Below are 17,691 nucleotides of genomic sequence, written 5' to 3' on the forward strand. Positions count from 1 at the left end.
ATGGCTACCAAGAAAGCACCCATCGACGACCAGACGATTCTGAATGCTGGCGATGTCGAACTCGACAAGGCGATCGACGATCTGCGCGGCGTCCTGCAGGACGATGCCGGCGGCGCTGCTCCGCAAACGGATTTCGGCATGGACTTCGCAGCAACATCGACGATCGGCGAGACGTCGGACTTCGCCAGCACGTTCGAAACAGCTGAGACCGATCTCAGCAATTTCGGCGGCGATTTCGGCGGTTCGGGCTTCGGCGATCTCGACCAGACCGCCGCGACGTCCTTCGATGCTGGCTCCTTCGACGGTGGCCTGGGCGAAAGCACATTCGGCGGAAGCGCATTCGGCGAAAGCACTGGCAGCGACAGTATGAACAGCCTCGGCGAACAGGCATCGAGCGAGCCGGGCAGCGGCATGAACGCCAATCTCGACCTGATCATGGATATTCCCATCGATGTGCAGATCGTTCTGGGCACGAGCCGGATGCAGGTGGCGGGACTGATGAACCTGACGGAGGGCGCGACGATCGCGCTTGACCGCAAGATCGGCGAACCGGTCGAGATCGTCGTCAACGGCCGCGTAATCGGCCGGGGCGAAATTACCGTGCTCGACGAAGACGAAACGCGTTTCGGTGTAAAGCTCATCGAAATCAAGGGTACCAGTAAAGTTTGACCCCGGTTGAGGGTGACAAGGATTAATCCATGATGGATTTCGACAATTTCGAAGCTTCGGCGCCCACCCGGCCTCTCACCCAGATGGACAAGGCCGCAGCCGTTCTCCTTGCCATGGGCAAGCCCGTCGCAGGCAAGTTGTTGAAGTTCTTCACGCAGAGCGAATTGCAGGGCATCATCGCCTCGGCGCAGTCGCTCCGCTCTATCCCGCCGCATGAGCTGGAAATCCTGGTCAATGAATTCGAGGACCTGTTCACCGAAGGTGCGGGCCTGATGGACAATGCCAAGGCGATCGAGGGCATTCTCGAGGAAGGCCTGACGCCGGACGAAGTCGACGGCCTGCTTGGTCGCCGCACTGCGTTTGCGGCTTACGAAGCCAATATCTGGGACCGCCTGCAGGATTCCGATCCGGTCTATGTTGCCCAGCATCTCGGCAAGGAACATCCCCAGACGATCGCCTATGTGCTGTCGATGATGCCATCGACCTTTGGCGCCAAAGTGCTGCTGCAGCTTCCCGAAGCCAGCCGCGCCGATATCATCAACCGCGCCGTCAACATGAAGGATGTCAGCCCGAAAGCGGCTGCGATCATCGAGGCCCGGGTCATCGAAATGATGCGCGAACTCGATGCGGATCGGAACTCGGCCGGATCCATCAAGATCGCCGAGGTGATGAACGAGCTTGAAAAGACGCAGGTCGATACGCTGCTTGCCTCGCTCGAATCGATCAATACCGAATCGGCAAAGAAAGTGCGGCCGAAGATCTTCCTGTTCGACGATATCCTCCTCATGCCGCAGCGCAGCCGCGTGCAGCTGTTCAACGACGTCTCGGGCGACATCATCACCATGGCGCTTCGCGGCTCCAGCATGCCGCTGCGCGAGGCGGTCCTTGCCTCCATCGGCGCACGCCAGCGCCGCATGATCGAATCGGACCTTGCGGCCGGCGATACCGGCATTAATCCGCGCGATATCGCGATTGCCCGCCGCTCGATCACCCAGGAGGCCATTCGCCTGGCAGCCGGTGGCCAGATCGAGCTGAAGGAAAAGGAGGCGGCCGCTGCCTGAGCGGTCGGCGCTTTCGTCCCGGTTTCTGTGAAGTGACGCGCCCTTTCGCCTATTCCCCTTGCATGGCTTGACCTGTCGGCCCAAAACGGTTTGACGGCTGCGGCCGCGTCAACCGGGAAGAGGCCTTCATCCGATGTCGGACGATCAGGACAAGGACAGCAAAACAGAATCTCCGACCGAGAAAAAGCTGTCCGATGCCGTGGAGAAGGGCAATACGCCGTTTTCACGCGAAGTGACCATGTTTGCTTCGACCATCGCCATCTACATCTTCATCGTGTTCTTCCTGCCACAGGGCTTCGTCGCCATCGCCGAAACGCTGAAGGATATTTTCGAGCAGCCTGAAGCCTGGCGCCTCGAGACATCGACGGATGTGGTGGCGCTGATCATGCTTGTTTTCGCCAAGGCCGGCACGCTGCTCATACCGTTCTTCGTGCTTTTGATCGTCTTCGGGATAGGTTCGTCTGTCCTGCAGAACCTGCCGACGCCGGTGCTCGACCGCATCCAGCCGAAGATGAACCGCATTTCGCCCATCGCGGGCTTCAAACGGATCTACGGCGTGCAGGGCCTCGTCGAATTTTCCAAGGCATTGTTCAAGATCCTGATCGTTTCGGCCATCATCGTGCTCACCCTGTGGAACGACTACTACGCCTCGCTCGATTCGATGTTTTCCGATCCGCTGACGATTTTTTCCGTCATGTCGGGCGATCTCAACCAGATCATGATCGTCATCCTGATTTCCACCTGCATCATCGCGGTGGCGGATTTTTTCTGGACCCGGCACCACTGGTACACCGAGCTGAGAATGACGAAGCAGGAGGTCAAGGAGGAGTTGAAGCAATCGCAGGGCGACCCGATCGTGCGGGCCCGGCTGCGTTCCATCGCCCGCGACCGGGCGCGCCGGCGCATGATCACTTCGGTCCCCCGCGCCACGCTCGTCATCGCCAATCCGACCCATTTTGCCGTGGCGCTGCGCTATGTGCGCGAGGAGGGCGACGCTCCGACGGTGGTTGCCAAGGGCCAGGATCTGGTGGCGCTCAAAATCCGCGAGATCGCCGAGGAAAACGGCATCCCGGTTTTCGAGGATCCGCCCCTCGCCCGCTCAATGTTTGCGCAAGTCTCGGTGGATAGTGTCATTCCACCGGTGTTTTACAAGGCGGTCGCCGAACTCATCCACCGGATCTATGCAACGCAGCCGAACACGAAACGGATGACGTAATCCCGATGAAAAAATGCGAATATTCGGAACAACGCGAGAAAATAGTAGCCGATGCCATCCGTCCCGTTGCGACGGAATTGCGGCTGATCGATGCCGCCGACTTCATTGCCCTTTTACGTTTTGAATCGCATGGGAGCCTGTCCGACCTGGTCTCCTCCGCCGCGGAACTTTATTTTCTTCCCGGGACGGTCAATTTCGGTATCGGCGGCAATTATTCGCTGGACTGGGACACGCAGCCGGAGGTCGTTCTGGACCTGGAGCTGAAGCCGGATGGCGTTACCGTCTATGCGCAGTTGGCGCTCGGAAAAGACCAGGCCGGCCTGGAAATCAACCATATCGCCTTTCAAAGGCCTTCCGCCGACCCGGACGAAAACACGGCATTTCTTGCCCGCAGCCTCGATGCGGCGAAATTCGTCAAGTCCTACCCGGTCGCTCTTGCGAGTTGAGACCGGCACGAGTTGAGATCGGGGCGAGTTAGTCCGGGCAAGTTGGGACCGGCTGTCGGCCATGACGGCCGGAACGTCAGATCAGCTGATATATCCAAGACGGATGGCCTTGGCGATCGCCTGGATTCGGTTGACCGAATCCAACTTGGTCGTCGCGGCGCCCAGATAGGCGTTCACCGTATGCACCGACAGGCCCATCTTTTCAGCGATTTCCTCGCTGATATAGCCGTCGCCGGCCATTTGCAGGCAGCCGATCTCACGATCACTGAGCGATTCGGCCGGCAGCATGCGCCGCTCGTCGGCCGCGAGCAGATCCGTCATGATCTGGCAGCAGCGGCCATGCAGGTCGATGATGGTTTCGCTCGTCAGGTCCATATAGGTCCCGGTAAAAACGACATAGCCATTGCCTTGCGCGCCCAGCCGGACTGGAAAGGCGATGCCGGAGCAGGACAGCAGGCTTGCCGGGAGGCGATGGGTAAAGCGTCCGAAATCCGGCGTTTCGGCGATCTGCCGTTCGCCCATGCCGTTCCACAGGACCGGCAGCAACGACGTGTCCAGATGCGCGAGCATCTCCGCGCCATAGGCCGCCGTCAGCTCGCTTGCGGCGGTCTCGGTGGCAGCGCCCCAGCTGTCGAGAACGCAGATCAGCTTTCGCGAGGCGGGCAGGCCGGTGCCGCTCATCCGAAGGACCGCAAAATTCTTCGCGTTGACCTGCTTCTGCATGCTCTGCAGCCGGGCCACGAGCGTTGCGGCCCGCGACGCACGCGCTTGCAGCCTTGTGCCCTTGCCATCGTCGGCGGTGCGCGTATTCGGGATGAAATTCATATCCGGGTCCCTATACGAGATTGTTGCGCACCGCATAGGCAATTGCCTCGGAGCGGGTCTTTGTCGCCGTCTTGCGCATCACGCTGGTGATGTAATTGTTGATGGTGTTGCGGGAAATTCCCAGAATCACCGCGATCTCGTCGCTGGTCTTGCCCTCGGAAATCCAGAAGAGGCATTCAAGCTCGCGTTCGGTCAGATCGAAATCCCGGTCGGTGCGAACAGTGCGATCGCCGGTAAAGCTTGCGAAATAGCCGGTCAGCAGGCCGACGTCGCGCAGGCTGTCCTGCGAAAGAATGATGTCCTCGGGAAAAAGCAGCATCAGCGCCAGTCGTGCCCGCCCGACATTAAAGGTGATGGCGCAGTATTCGCGGCTCGTGCCCCGGGCGACGTCGATATCGTCCGGCAAGCTCAGGAATACCGGCTGCATCACGGAGAGGCATTTTTCCATCTCGTTGGTCTTGGCGTGGAGCTGCGACATCACCTTGCCGAGGCGCCTTACGACATCGAAAGGCCAGTTCGAACAGACGACGAAATCCAGGCCGTCATCCTGCGACAGGTCATAGCGCGCCAAGAGATGATGAGTGGCTCCGACATAATCGGTCAGCGCGGCAAGCCCCTTGGCAAGATTGCCTCGCTCGGCGAACTCTCCAAGCTTACGGATGAGCTGTTCCTTGACGAGTGCCCGTCCGGCGCCACGTGCAGTGGTAACCGGCGCCGGCCAGGCCGCAATCTCTGTTTGCAGAGCATCCATGACTTTACCCCCGTGACGGATTCGTCCGTGCCCACTCAAGCGCCTTGCCTGCCGCCTCCGGCAATTGTGTCGAGGCTTTTCCGCCTTGCCTCGCACAGCGCAAATGGGAACGCGAATCACTCCATAAAATGTACATCGCACCCTGCGAAAAACTACCGCCCTCTTCTCGGGATTTACTTTTGCGTCTTTCCGTGAGTCGATTCGACACGGCGGCGCGGATCATCGCGTTAAAGAGGCTGCCGGTCTGAGGCTCGAATTCTCAACCCTCTGAATAGTAATATAAATTTTTCAAAAGCCACGGCCGGGTTGTGCCTTTTTTGATGCAATTTCCGCCTTCGGCACGCTGAAAAGCCGCAAAAATCGGGCCGCAAATCACCAAATTTGGCCCAATATCGCGATTGTCAAGAATCCATTTTTTTATTTGTCTTTTCGGATGTTGCCAAATTGCAGCAGCATCATTTGCCCTGTTGCTTGATTGCGCTATGAAGGAATCGCCAGGAAGTCGCAACTATTGTTTCTGTATTACGCCATCAGACATGAATCACTGCGGATCAGGCGATTCAATACTCTTGCGCGGAACCGCAACAGGCGAGATGAACGGCCCTCGCCTCAGGAAAAGATTAACGATTTGTTAAATATAATGAATCCGTACGCCAGCGATTAGCCCCGTCACGGGATCATGATTCTTTCCGCCGTGCCGACAGGGACAGGCAATACAGGAAATCCGGCGATATCTATTTCAACCGCGGCAGATGCGAGCAGCTTCAGGCACACCCGCCGCCGCCTGCAAGCGATGCCGTCAATCGGCCCGCCAGTCTGTGCGGCGGCAATTTCAGGTTGACCTGCTTCTTCCGAGGAGCCGAAACGAAAAACCCGCCGGAAGGGCGGGTCTCGTCGGTGCGTTGTCGGTGGGGCGAGAACCTTTATGCGGCTTTTTCGACGGCCCATTTTCGCAGGATTTTGGCAGCGCGTTCCTCGCTGATCTCGACCATGCGGCCGAGCCTGCGCTCCGGGCCTTCCTTGACCCGGCGGTTGAAGGCACCATCGCCATCCTCTCCCAGGCTGAGCAGGTCGTCGGTGCTGTCGAAGCCGAAGTCGGAACCGAAGCCCTCCATGAGCGCGCCGCCTGCCCCGCCCGTGCCGGCCGGCGAGAAGTCCGGCAGTTCCAGGCCGGCCACCTCGTTTTCGGCCAGTGCCGCTCCGCCGCCCACGCCCATCGAGCGAGCCAGCGGACGAAGCCCCATCCACACCACCAGGAAAGCCACGGCAACGAAGGCAAGTGCGTTGATGATGCCGCCAAGATTGCGCGTCAAGGTTTCCATGACGCTGGGGCCGAGAACGGGCTCGTTGAGCAGTTCGGTATCGATGAAATCCATCGCCGTCAGCGTGATGATATCGCCGCGCGCCGGATCAAGGCCGACGGCCGAAGCGACGATCTTCTGCATGTCGGCGATATAGGCGTCGATCTTCGCCTGGTCGGCACCCTCGCCCACCATGGCGGCAACCCGGCCGCGATTGACGACGACGGCGACCGACAGTTTTTCGAGCGTATAGCCGTTCTTAACGGTCGCAACAGTCTTCGAGTTGATCTCGTAGTTGGTCTGCTCTTCCTTCTTCTCGGCCTGGTCGTTCGACTGGGGGCCGGTGGCGCCGCCCTGCGGGGCAGCCTGGGGAACGTTCTGCTGCACGGTGGCAGCATTGTCGGGCTGCTGCTGGCTGGACTTCTGCTCTTCCTTGATGACCCGCGTCGAACGCTCGACGCGCGATTCCGGATCGAACACCGTTTCCTGGATCTGCCGCGTGTCGGTGTTCAGCTTGGCGGTGACGCTGGAGCGGAAATTGTCCATGCCGAGGAAGGGCGCGAGCGCCTTGTCGATATTGCTTTCGATTTCCTTCTGGACGTTCTGGATGATCCCCAGCGACTGGTTCATCGCGCTGTTGGCGGGATCATCGCCGGTCGCCAGCAACTGGCCGGCCGAATCGAGAATTGTCACATCGTCGATGTTGAGGCCCGGAACGGACGAAGCCACCAGATGGCGGATGGATGCCGCGGCATTGCGGCCGATATTGGCGCTGGCCCGGATCATCACCGAAGCCGTCGGATTCTGTTCCGCTTTCCGGAAACTGCCGCGATCGGCCATGACGATATGGACGCGAGCGGCCGAGATGCCCGAAATCTGCTGGATGGTACGGGCAATTTCTCCTTCGAGCGCGCGCACTCTCGTCACTTCCTGCATGAACGAGGTCAGGCCAAGCGAACCGACATTGTCGAAGAGCTCGTAACCGGCATTGGCGCTGTTGGGCAGGCCGCGCTCGGCGAGATAAAGCCGGGACTTGCCGGTCATGCCCACGGGCACCTGAAGGCTCGTGCCATCGGCGCCGACTTGGAAATCCATATTGGCTTCGGCGAGCGCGACACTGACCTGGTTGAGGTCGCTGGCGTCCAGCCCGACGTAAAGCGTTTCATAGGAAGGTTTGTTGACATAGAGCCCGGCACCGAGAACGAGCGCGACCGCGACCACTCCCACCGAAATCAGCGCGATGAGCTTGCCTTGTCCGAGATTGGCCAGATTCTTCGTGACCGTCGAAAGTTGATCCAACAGATTCATTCTGTTTCCGCACCCAGTGGCGCATGTTCATTCAGGCAACATCGCCTGGAAGAACAAACATGCGCAGATCCAAACATCAGGTTTTCTGGATCGATCCGACGCATGTGGCTTCGTCAAAAATCACGCGCAAATCTACCAGTCCCGATTGACACCGTAGAGGCTGAAACTTGCGCGAACTTGTCTTGAAAGGCCGCCTCCATCGCAGGAACCGGCAGCGTCCGGTTCTGATCGGGTGCCAAAATGCATCCGCCGCCTCACGACATTGTCGAGGGCGGCGGCGAGATCGGGAGAATCGGATGGAACGTGACGGCTAGAAAGCCTCGAAATCTCCGGCCTCTTCGGTCAGCGGCTGCGAATGGCCATGACGCAGCATTCCGTTGCCGAGCGATGTCTTCATGTCGGCAAGCTTGACCAGATTGAGGGCGGTCGTGACATCCACCAGCCAGGATTGCGGAATGGTGGCGGTGACCGTATCGATGAATTCGGCGAGGCCGCGCGTTTTTTGCACGGCAAGATCGATCCCCTGCAGAACCTTGATGCGATCGGCCGATTCCAGAAGCGCTTCGCCATGCATGTCGTTCAGCATGGGTTCGATCCGTTCGATCAGATAGGCCACGTCATAGAGTTCCGAGACGATGCGCATCATCACGTCCGGCAGCGCTTCATCGATGTGAGGCATGTGGCTTTTCAGTTCGGTCAACATTACTCATCCTCACGCTGTCAATCATTGCCGTTCCCCGCCGAACGGCCAACTCTAAAAAATTCCGTCAGAGCGGCAACGGCCACAGGCCGGCAGCCGCTAGAAAAACTCGATCGCATTTTCCACTGGCTTGGGCACAGGCCGCGGGCGCTGTTCTTGGGCCACCGCCTTTTGCGCCTCGACGCCGGTCAGTGCATATTGCCGGGCGCGGCCGCTCAGGGGCCAGTATTCGAGCTTGCGGCCATGATCGCCGCCGGTGCTTTCACCCACGATCTGGATGCCCTCGTCCATGAGGAACTGCCGCGCGAACAGCGCATTCTGCTCGCCGACATTTGAAAATCGCGCGATCGTCTTCGCACCACCGAAAATCTTCGCCTCCAGCCGCTCGCGGCGCGCGCCCTTCTTGAGGAGCCCGTTGATCAGCAATTCCATCAGATGCACGCCATAACGCGTTGCGTCGCCACCCGAGGAAAGCGCATCCGCCGAACCCGGCAGCAGGAAATGGTTCATGCCACCTACGCCTGCGAGCGGATCACGCAGGCAGGCGGCGACGCAGGAGCCGAGAATGGTCGAGAGAACGACCTCCGGATCGCTGACGACCTTCCATTCCCCCTGAATGACATGCACGCGTTTGGACGCAGTCTCATTGATCATTTCAATGCCCCGAACACGGCCTCAATCGCAGCCTTCATTTTTTCGATGGTGAAGGGCTTGGCCAGCACATTGTTGGCGCCAAGGGCGGCCGCCTTCGTCACCAGCGCGCGATCGCCCTGCGCCGTCAGCATGATGAAGGCCGCCTTTTTCGTGGCCGGATTGCTGCGCACGGCCTGAAGCAGGCCAAGACCATCCATCTTCGGCATGTTGAAGTCGGAAATAACCAGATGATGCGGTTGCTGGGCCATGATCTTGGCACCCTGTTCGCCATCGCCGGCGACAGTGATCTGCTTGAAGCCGAGCTGTTGCAGCGCATCGCCCAGAAGCAAACGGCTGGTGACCTGATCATCGACGATCAAGACTTTGATTTTTTCCGCTAGGGACATTATTCGATTCCTTCTCTTCGGGCGGTGGTGCTTTTCAATACTTCTTCCCCGATTGAGCTGAGGGGCAGTTGGGTTTCGACGGCGCCCATTTCATGGGCAACCCTCGGCATTCCATACACGACGCAGGTTTTTTCATTCTGACCGAATGTGCGGGCACCCGCGCGGCGCATTTTCAAGAGCCCGGCGGCGCCGTCGCGGCCCATTCCGGTAAGGATCACGCCCACGGCGTTACGGCCGGCGAGTTCGGCCACCGAATCGAACAGCATGTCGACCGACGGGCGATGGCCATTGACCGGCTCGCGGTCGAGCAGCCGGCAACTGGGCGAGGAGGGATTGACGACCTGAAGGTGGCGGTCGCCACCGGGCGCCAGGTAAATCTTGCCCACTTCCAGCCTGGCACCGTCGGTCGCTTCGGCTACGGTCGGCGCGCACAAGCGGTTCAGTCGCTCGGCAAAGCTCTTCGTGAACGTATGCGGCATGTGCTGGGTAATCACCGTCGGCGGGCAATTGGCCGGAAATTTCTGCAGTACCGTGATCAACGCCTCGACGCCGCCGGTGGAAGAGCCGATCGCGATGATCTTCTTTCCCGCCCGGTAATCGGAGACCGTATTGACATTGGCGACAGGGGAAGCGGCCACCTTGTTGCCGGTGATGATGTATTTGCGCTGCGAGCGGGCAGCGGCCTTCACCTTTTCCGCGAGATCCGCGAACGGGCTCAGGTCGCCGGGGAGCGGCTTTCCAACGCAATCGAACGCACCGATTTCCAGAGCCGCGATCGTCGCTTCGGCGCCCTTGTGCGTCAAGGTCGAAACCATGATCACCGGCATCGGACGCAGCCGCATGATCTTTTCCAGGAATTCCAGCCCGTTCATATTGGGCATCTCGATGTCGAGCGTGATGACGTCGGGATCGAGATCCTTGATGGCCTGGCGCGCCTGCATCGCATCGGCCGCCTGGCCGATGACCTCGACGTCCGGATCGCTGCTGAGAACGGCCGTGATCAAGCCGCGCATGGTGGCGGAATCATCGACGACGAGAACGCGGGCGGCTGTCATGAACGCGCCCCCTGCGACCGGCCGGCATGGCGGTAGGTGGTGATGCCGATATTGTCGAAGACGGATTTCGCTTCGCCCGATACCCGCTCTGAATGGCCGATATAGAGATGTCCTTTCGGCGTGAGCATGCCGGCAAAGCGCGACCAGATCTTCATCTGCGTCTGCTCGTCGAAATAGATGACGACGTTGCGGCAGAAGATCACGTCGAACTGCCCCTTGAACGGCCATTGCGCCATCAGGTTCAATTCGTTGAAGGTGATCAGCCGCTTGACCCGATCGTCGATCTGCCACTTCTGGCGCCCGTTGACATCGACCTCGGAAAACCACTGCTTGCGCATGGCCGGGCTCACGGTTTCCAGCGCGGTGGCATCATAGGCGCCGGCACGGGCCAGAGCCAGAATCTTCGGATCGATATCGGTCGCCAGGATGCGGAAATCATAGTCGGCGACATTCGGCATCATCGAAAGAACCGTCAGCGCGATCGAATAGGGCTCCTGGCCATCCGAACAGGCCGCCGACCAGATGCGCACCCGCCCGCCATTCCTGGCGCGTGCCAAAAGTTCGGGCAGGACGTCGGACTTCAAATGTTCGAAATGATGGTTCTCACGGAAGAAGCGCGTGAAATTCGTGGTGAGATGGGAAAGCATGTCACGGCGCTCGGCGGCACCGGCCGGCGAGGACACCAGCTGGCAATATTCGCGAAAGCCGCTCAGGCCGAGATTGCGGATATGTTTGGAAAGCCGCGAATAGACCAGCGAAGCCTTCGTTTCATTGAGGTAGATGCCCGCATCGGCATAGATCATCGCAGCGATCTCGGTGAGGTCGCGGCGTTTCAACGGATATTCTCCGCTCGCCAGACACTCATCCGGGGACAGCTTGCTGTCAAAGGCGGCCGGCATGCTCATGCAGCTTCACTTTCGGAATGAGGAAAAACGGCGTCCAGCTCGATCAGGCAGATCATCCGCCCCTCGATCGCGAGGATGCCGCGGGCAAATGTCCGCTCGAATTCGGACGTCATGTCCGGTGTCGGTTGAATATCGTCATCGCTGATCGTCAGGATGTCGGAAACGGCCTCTACCAGAAGGCCGACGACCCGCTCCCCGACCTGGGTGACGATGATGACATGGCGTACCGTCGGCTCCGCGGCCCTCATGCCGAGGCGTGCCGACAGGTCGATGATCGGCAGGACGGCGCCGCGTAGATTGATGACGCCCAGCACATATTGCGGCGCGTGCGGCATCGGCGTGGCGGGCGTCCAGCCGCGAATTTCCCGCACGGACATGACGTTGACGCAGAACTCCTGGTTGCCAATCCGGAACGCGATGAGCTCGCGCGCGCCGTTCGGCAGATTTTTTGCGTGAACCGTCATGACGTCTTACCCTGCGGCGGCGAGCGATGCTTCGAGGTGCAGGGACTGGCCGCGCGATGCCGAAACCACGGCATCGACGTCCAGGATGAGAGCAACGCGACCATCACCGAGAATGGTGGCGGCGGCAATGCCGGGCACATGCGTGTAGTTGGCTTCCAGGCTCTTGATGACGACCTGGCGCTGGCCCTGGATGGCATCGACCATCAGCGCGCGCTGGCCCCCGCCTTCCGATTCCACCAGAAGGGCAACGCCTTCCACCGGATTGGCCTGGGTGGCGCGGAAATTGAGGATGCGTCCGACATCGACCAGCGGGCAGAAGGAGTTGCGGATCGAGATCAGCCGCTGGGTTGCGCCGAAGGAGTGGATCGCGGCTGCATCCGGCTGCAGGGTCTCGACGATGGCGGTCAACGGCACGACCAGCGTTTGCCCGGCAACCGTAACCACCATGCCGTCGAGAACGGCCAGCGTCAGTGGCAGGCTCATGGTGAAGACCGAGCCGTGGCCGGGCTTCGACGAGATGTTGATACGCCCGCCGAGCGCCTGAATAGAGCGCTTGACCACGTCCATGCCGACGCCGCGGCCGGAAAGGTCGGAGACCTTATCGGCGGTCGAGAAGCCGGCGTGGAAGATCATGTTGTCGATTTCCTCGTCCGACAGATTGGCATCGGCCGCGATCAGATCATTGTCGATCGCCTTCTGGCGCACCTTCTCGCGATTGATGCCGGCACCGTCGTCCGACAATTCGATGACGATGCGGCCCGAGCGGTGCTTGGCGGTGAGTTTGACCGTGCCTTCGGCACTCTTGCCGGCGGCCAGTCGCTTTTCGGGTGTTTCCAGACCATGATCGACGGCATTGCGGATCATGTGGGTCAGCGGCTCGGCCAGCTTGTCGATGACGGTCTTGTCGACCTCGGTGTTCTCACCCTCGGTGACGAGGCGCACCGACTTGCCGGTGATGTCGGCGATTTCACGGACCGTGCGGGCCATGCGCTGGAAGACCGGTTTCACCGGCTGGGCGCGGATCGCCATGACCGAATCCTGGATCTCACGCGTCAACTGCTGGAGCTCCTCAAGCCCCATATTGATCGAGGAAACGCCGTTGGAATCGTTCTCGATGACGCTCTGCGACAGCATGGCCTGGTTGATGACAAGCTCGCCGACAAGATTGATCAACCGATCGACGCGGTCGAGATCGACGCGGATCGTCGGGGCGGCAGCCGCCTGCTGGGCAGTGTTCTGGGCGGCCGCGGCGGCAGCCTTATCGCCAGCACCGGCGCGTGCCGCATTGCCGGCCATCTGCACGACATTGCTCGCCATCTGCGCAGCAGCGACTGTCGCGTCCCTTTCCTGCGCGGCTGCGGCCTGTTCTTCTTCCTCGATCACGCCGAGCGGTGCATCAGGCTCGTCATCGAGCGCGGAGAGATCGAAGGGCACCGGCTGCATCGCCTGGTCACTCTCCGCATCATCGACGCTTTCCCCGGCATCGACAGCGATCACGTCCAGATCGCAATCCCATTCGGCGAACTCGAACACCTGGCGCACCGCGTCTTCGCCCTTGTCCGTCTTCAGCGAGATCTTCCAGGAGAAATAGGCCGTTTCCGGCTCCATCTGATCGAGCGGCGGCAGGCTGTCCATGTTGCAATGGATGCTCATTTCACCAAGGCGCGAGAGGTCGCGCAAAAGCAGCGTTGCCTCATTGCCCTTAGTGTAGAGATCCGACTTCGGCTTGAAGGCGATCTCATAGGCCGGAAGTTCGCTGACCGCCTCGACATCGTCGCCACCGAAATCGTCGAAGGAGAAGGCGACGGGCATGAAGCCGTGCTCGTTTGCGGCGGGCTCGGCAGGGGCTGCGGCCGCGACGGGCGCGGACTTTGCAGCGGCCGCTTTTGGCGCTGCCGGTTCGCCGGCAGGAGCAGCCGGAGGAGCCTCGCCCTTGGCCAGGGCTTCCAGTTCGCGGATCAGCTGGGTGGAGCGAGCCTGATCGAAGCTGCCTCCGTCGCGGGCGACATTGGTGAGGTCGGCGAGTACATCCGCCGATTTCAGCATGACCTTGAGGACATCCTGGCTGGGCGCCAGCTTGTTGGAACGAACGCAATCAAGCGTGGTCTCGAACACATGCGCGAAGGAGACGAGATCATCCAGTCCGAAGGCCCCGGCGCCGCCCTTGATGGAATGCACCGCGCGGAAAACCGCGTTGACGGTTTCCGGGTCGCGGTCGCCGTCGTTCAGCCTCAGGAGACCGGATTCCAGTTCGGCGAGCTGCTCTTCGCATTCCTGGAAGAAGATCTCTTTGATTTCGTTCATATCCATGGGATCGGATCCTGATTTTAAGCGGTTACGCGCTCGATGGCATCAATCAGCTTGGTCGGGTCGAACGGCTTGACGATCCATCCGGTCGCGCCTGCCTGGCGAGCGCGGTTTTTCTTCTCCGCATCGCTTTCCGTCGTCAGGACGAGGATCGGAATGGCCCGGAATTTCTCGTTGCGGCGCACGCCCTCGATGAAGCCGAAGCCATCGAGACGCGGCATGTTGATGTCGGTGACGATCACGTCGGGATTGGCGTCCTCGAGAACCTCGAGACCTTCGATGCCGTCTTCGGCCTGGATCGTTTCGAACCCGGCATTGTTCAACGTGACGAGAAGCATGTTCCGGATGGTTCTGGAATCATCGACTGTCAGAACTTTCTTCTTCATTTCTCAAATCTCCTTTGCCATCAGGTGATCGATATTCACCCCGATGAGCTGTGTCGTTTTCGTAAAAGCGTCGGACACCTTGGCGAAGGTGAAAGACTGATTATCCTCTTCCCAGCTTTTCGCCCCGGCCATCAGCACCTGGACGCACAAAGCCCCGACACGCTCCACCGCCGAAGCATCGATGACGAGACCGGAGCCCCGCAGCCCCATGAGCTTGCCATGCAGCGCGCTCGCCTCGTTCAGATCGAGGATCGGCGCCAGGCTCAAACTTTTCTGGGCGGCCTTCTTGCTTGCCATCTTACTTTCCTTGCCTGGCTGGGAGTAATTCAACGGAACGGTTCAGACGATTGCCGGCGGACCTCCGACCGGTGGGTCGAAGGCAGGAATTGTCCAGGACCGGAATGCTGGGTTTGCGAAAGCCGTGCATCAGCGCCCCCATCCAGCGAGTTGGACCTGAAGACCGTCGGCGTCTTCGAAACCGTGATCTTGCCGGTTATTGGCATCGACAAGCGTTTCGATCGCCACCGCGGCCGCGAAAGGCCGGCTGGCGGCCATCTTCGGCGCCTCGCGCTGGACATGGAACTGACGGATGGTCTGGCCGAGTTCGAGAATGACCATATGCAGGTCGCCGCAGGTTTCCTTCGCCTCCGCGGCCTTGCCGGCGCCGGCGGCGATTTCGATGCCGATGCGCCCGAGATCGGATGTCGCTGACTGCAGGCCATCGACCTGGTCGGCGGTTTCGGCGGCGATGCCGGCAACGGCGTCGTTGATGCCGCGAACCTGCTCGACGATGCTGCTGATCGCATCCTGGGTGCGGCCGACCCGCTCCACCCCGGCCTCGACCTGCGATTTCGTGCTCGACACCAGCTGCTTGATTTCACGCGCCGCGTCGCCGGAGCGTTGCGCCAGCGCGCGGACTTCCTGGGCGACGACCGCAAAGCCGCGACCGCTTTCGCCTGCCCGCGCCGCCTCGATCCCGGCATTCAGTGCCAGCAGATTGGTCTGGAAGGCGATCTCGTCGATCACCCCGATGATCTGGCCGATCTTTTCGGCCGATGCTTCAATATCGGCCATGGCGGAAATCGCCTGGCCGGCAATCTCGCCGCTCTGCTCGGCCGATTGGCGGGCGGTCGCCACACTCTTTTCCGCCGCGCGCGTCGCAACAGCATTGTCTTTCACGCGTCCGACGATGGCGGTGAGCGCCGTGACGGTTTCACCCAGTGCCTCGGATTGCCGGGCGGCTCCATCGGCAAACAGGGCGGCCTGGCCTCTCAGTTCCCGTGATGTTCCTTCCATCGTACCGGCGCTGTCGCCAAGCCCGACCACCTGGCGCTCGATGGCGTCGAGGGCGGTGTTCAATTCCTGCGCCAGCGGCCGGTAGGCGGCAGCTTCGTCGGCAGCACGAACGGAGAGATCGCCGCGGCCGAGCGCCTGGACGACATCGCCGAAGGTCGCGAATGCCTCGGCTTCGCCGGCCTTACGCTGTTCGGCAAGCTGGCGCTGATGCGCGTGGCGCTGTTCGTTGAAGCGCAGGGATACGGAAATCTCGGTATCGACAAAGACGGTACGCACGAGCGCGGCGACAAGTTCGGCAAGCTCCTGCTTGCGCGTCTTGCCAAGCGGCAGGACGGATTTCGGCCAGAACTCCTCGATCATCGAGCAGATCAGGCGCTCCAGCACGACGGCATGGCCGGCAATCTGCCAGCGCGGGTCAAGGCCCATCTTGCTTTCGGCATCCGACAGCACCTTGACGCGCTCGGCATAGAGGCTGTCGAAACGGGCGTCTGTCAGGACGCTCCAATGGGAGGACTGAAGATCGTGCAGCCGGTCGATCTGGCGATCGCTGGTGAAATGGCGCGCTGCCTCCGGAAAGGTCTGGAGGCGATGGAAGAGATCGCGCAAGGCCAGTTCGACCTGGGCGCCCAGGGTCTCACGGTTTCGGCGCAGGACATCGGTCTGGCCTTCGTCCAGCCCGGCAAAACGCAGACGCTCGAGCAGGCTGCCTGCCTGAGCCTTCCTGGTCCGATCTGGCGACGTTTCCTGCCTCACGCTGCTTCCCCGATCCGGCATCTACTGAAGAACCACCGGCTTTCAGAGTTCCCAGACGTTCAACTGTTGTTCGCCGCCGTGCGCCCGATCGAACGCGCGGCTTCATCTGTTCGGATATGTCGAGAGCACGACCCGGCGTGCGTCCGGCGGATGGAGGCTAGGCACCACCGTCCGGCAACGGCGTTCCGGCCGTTTCGTCCCCAAGAATAATCCGGTGAAATGCATACCGGATCAAACCCGGTTCGTCGGTGCGGCGTCATGCCTTGCCGGGAGATAGACTTCCCAATCCGACGTGTCGCATCATGTTTATGGTTAATTCGTTGCTTGAAGGTTAACGGTTGATAGTCCGTATCGGGTTTCGCTAAAATTGGAGCCCTATCGCCGCCAAGCGATCCAATCCCCTGCGCAACAGGGTTTTGCCGCGGGCACGGACAACAGATTCTCAATGGTAAAACTTGATAATTGATCTTGCCGGCGACGCCGATTAACTATCGGCTATTCTGGCCGGTGCAAGCCATGCGAAAGCGTGGGCGGCCAATTTCAAGCGGCATCATGAGGATGACGTAGAAGGGACGAGCAATGATTGTTCTGGGACTGAGCGCCACGCTTATCGCCACCCTGACGCTGGCAGCGATTTCCATCGTCCTCAATCTCGAGGACGGCCGCAAATCTCAGCATTCGCGCGTTTTCTGACAAGCCCTCGCCGCCACATCTTTTCACACGAAACCTGATCCACCCCGCCCTCGGCGCGCTCTGCCGACCACCCTGTCAGCCGTGGTCGAAGGCGGCGATGATCGGGCATGGGCCGCTCGTGTTGGCGGCGCAATCATGCGCAAGGCGGCGAAGCGATTTGCGCGCCGCCTCCAGTTCAGCGATCTTCGCGTCCAGCGCCGCGATACGCTCCTTTGCCAGCGCCTGGGCGCGCTGCCGGTCCTCGCTCGCATCCAGCGCCAGCAGTTCGCCGATCTCGTCCAGCGTGAACCCCGCCGTCTGGGCCGAGCGGATGAAGCGCAGGCGGCGCAGGTCGTCCTCGCCGTAGCGCCTGATGCCGCCACCGAGACCGACGCCGCCGGAGCGTTCCGGCATGCCCAGAAGGCCGCGGCGCTGATAGTAACGCACCGTCTCCACGCCAACGCCGCCCGCCTTGGCCAGTCCTGCAATCGTCGTATTTTTCATCGCTTGACTCCGTACCATGGTACGGAAGCTAT

Annotated in this window: 19 protein-coding genes; 4 read left to right on the top strand and 15 right to left on the bottom strand. The window is 60.7% G+C overall.

All coding sequences use genetic code 11. The annotated features are described in order from the left end of the window. The 4 genes from fliN to ASD31_RS03790 all read left to right on the top strand — a co-directional run bounded on the left by fliN (window position 1) and on the right by ASD31_RS03790 (window position 3,392). Window positions 1-669, top strand: coding sequence for a flagellar motor switch protein FliN (fliN, locus tag ASD31_RS03775; protein WP_082520394.1), 669 nt, complete (start codon window positions 1-3; stop codon window positions 667-669). A 29-nt stretch (window positions 670-698) separates the two neighbouring features. Continuing rightward, complete coding sequence (gene fliG, locus ASD31_RS03780) at window positions 699-1,730, top strand: flagellar motor switch protein FliG (RefSeq protein WP_056329603.1); 1,032 nt, start codon at window positions 699-701, stop codon at window positions 1,728-1,730. A gap of 133 nt (window positions 1,731-1,863) precedes the next feature. Next, window positions 1,864-2,946 carry a flagellar biosynthesis protein FlhB gene (flhB, locus tag ASD31_RS03785; protein WP_056329606.1) on the top strand — a complete coding sequence of 361 codons (1,083 nt, stop codon included), beginning with the start codon at window positions 1,864-1,866 and terminating at the stop codon, window positions 2,944-2,946. Between the two features lie 5 nt (window positions 2,947-2,951). After that, entirely contained in the window at window positions 2,952-3,392 is a 441-nt protein-coding gene (locus ASD31_RS03790; RefSeq protein ID WP_056329610.1) for a hypothetical protein, read from the top strand. 81 nt (window positions 3,393-3,473) lie between these two features. On the opposite strand, the gene visR is transcribed toward ASD31_RS03790, so the two are convergent. The 15 genes from visR to ASD31_RS03860 form a co-directional block, all read right to left on the bottom strand. Beyond that, on the bottom strand, window positions 3,474-4,217 hold the full coding sequence (gene visR / locus ASD31_RS03795) for a transcriptional regulator VisR (RefSeq protein WP_056329613.1): 744 nt from the start codon (window positions 4,215-4,217) through the stop codon (window positions 3,474-3,476). 10 nt (window positions 4,218-4,227) lie between these two features. Further along, entirely contained in the window at window positions 4,228-4,968 is a 741-nt protein-coding gene (gene visN / locus ASD31_RS03800; RefSeq protein ID WP_056329616.1) for a transcriptional regulator VisN, read from the bottom strand. Window positions 4,969-5,227: 259 nt separating this feature from the next. Beyond that, window positions 5,228-5,476, bottom strand: a complete 249-nt coding sequence (locus tag ASD31_RS25750) for a hypothetical protein (protein WP_156392498.1) — start codon at window positions 5,474-5,476, stop codon at window positions 5,228-5,230. A 415-nt stretch (window positions 5,477-5,891) separates the two neighbouring features. Then, window positions 5,892-7,577 (bottom strand): flagellar basal-body MS-ring/collar protein FliF, encoded by a 1,686-nt coding sequence (gene fliF, locus ASD31_RS03805; RefSeq protein ID WP_056329618.1) that lies wholly within the window; start codon window positions 7,575-7,577, stop codon window positions 5,892-5,894. 310 nt (window positions 7,578-7,887) lie between these two features. Beyond that, window positions 7,888-8,280 carry a chemotaxis protein CheT gene (gene cheT, locus ASD31_RS03810; RefSeq protein ID WP_056329621.1) on the bottom strand — a complete coding sequence of 131 codons (393 nt, stop codon included), beginning with the start codon at window positions 8,278-8,280 and terminating at the stop codon, window positions 7,888-7,890. A 96-nt stretch (window positions 8,281-8,376) separates the two neighbouring features. Then, on the bottom strand, window positions 8,377-8,931 hold the full coding sequence (gene cheD / locus ASD31_RS03815) for a chemoreceptor glutamine deamidase CheD (protein WP_056329624.1): 555 nt from the start codon (window positions 8,929-8,931) through the stop codon (window positions 8,377-8,379). Next, complete coding sequence (locus ASD31_RS03820; protein ID WP_056329627.1) at window positions 8,928-9,317, bottom strand: response regulator; 390 nt, start codon at window positions 9,315-9,317, stop codon at window positions 8,928-8,930. Before ASD31_RS03820 ends, cheD begins: the two co-directional genes overlap by 4 nt. After that, a complete protein-coding gene (locus tag ASD31_RS03825) occupies window positions 9,317-10,372 on the bottom strand; it encodes a protein-glutamate methylesterase/protein-glutamine glutaminase (protein ID WP_056329631.1) in 1,056 nt (351 codons plus the stop codon). The genes ASD31_RS03820 and ASD31_RS03825 overlap by 1 nt, the downstream gene beginning before the upstream one ends. Next, window positions 10,369-11,277, bottom strand: a complete 909-nt coding sequence (gene cheR / locus ASD31_RS03830) for a protein-glutamate O-methyltransferase CheR (RefSeq protein WP_056329634.1) — start codon at window positions 11,275-11,277, stop codon at window positions 10,369-10,371. Before cheR ends, ASD31_RS03825 begins: the two co-directional genes overlap by 4 nt. Continuing rightward, window positions 11,274-11,741 carry a chemotaxis protein CheW gene (locus ASD31_RS03835; RefSeq protein ID WP_056329637.1) on the bottom strand — a complete coding sequence of 156 codons (468 nt, stop codon included), beginning with the start codon at window positions 11,739-11,741 and terminating at the stop codon, window positions 11,274-11,276. Before ASD31_RS03835 ends, cheR begins: the two co-directional genes overlap by 4 nt. A 6-nt stretch (window positions 11,742-11,747) precedes the next feature. Further along, the gene (locus ASD31_RS03840; RefSeq protein WP_056329639.1) at window positions 11,748-14,051 is read right to left on the bottom strand and encodes a chemotaxis protein CheA; all 2,304 of its coding nucleotides are present in this window, start codon (window positions 14,049-14,051) and stop codon (window positions 11,748-11,750) included. A gap of 17 nt (window positions 14,052-14,068) precedes the next feature. Next, window positions 14,069-14,434, bottom strand: coding sequence for a chemotaxis response regulator CheY1 (cheY1, locus tag ASD31_RS03845; protein WP_056329642.1), 366 nt, complete (start codon window positions 14,432-14,434; stop codon window positions 14,069-14,071). Window positions 14,435-14,437: 3 nt separating this feature from the next. After that, window positions 14,438-14,731 (bottom strand): STAS domain-containing protein, encoded by a 294-nt coding sequence (locus ASD31_RS03850; RefSeq protein WP_056329645.1) that lies wholly within the window; start codon window positions 14,729-14,731, stop codon window positions 14,438-14,440. A gap of 129 nt (window positions 14,732-14,860) precedes the next feature. Beyond that, complete coding sequence (locus ASD31_RS03855; RefSeq protein WP_082520398.1) at window positions 14,861-16,483, bottom strand: globin-coupled sensor protein; 1,623 nt, start codon at window positions 16,481-16,483, stop codon at window positions 14,861-14,863. 768 nt (window positions 16,484-17,251) lie between these two features. Then, the gene (locus tag ASD31_RS03860) at window positions 17,252-17,677 is read right to left on the bottom strand and encodes a MerR family transcriptional regulator (RefSeq protein WP_200952121.1); all 426 of its coding nucleotides are present in this window, start codon (window positions 17,675-17,677) and stop codon (window positions 17,252-17,254) included. Between the last annotated feature and the right edge of the window lie 14 nt (window positions 17,678-17,691).

The organism is Rhizobium sp. Root482 (genome assembly GCF_001426565.1).
Lineage (GTDB): Bacteria > Pseudomonadota > Alphaproteobacteria > Rhizobiales > Rhizobiaceae > Pararhizobium.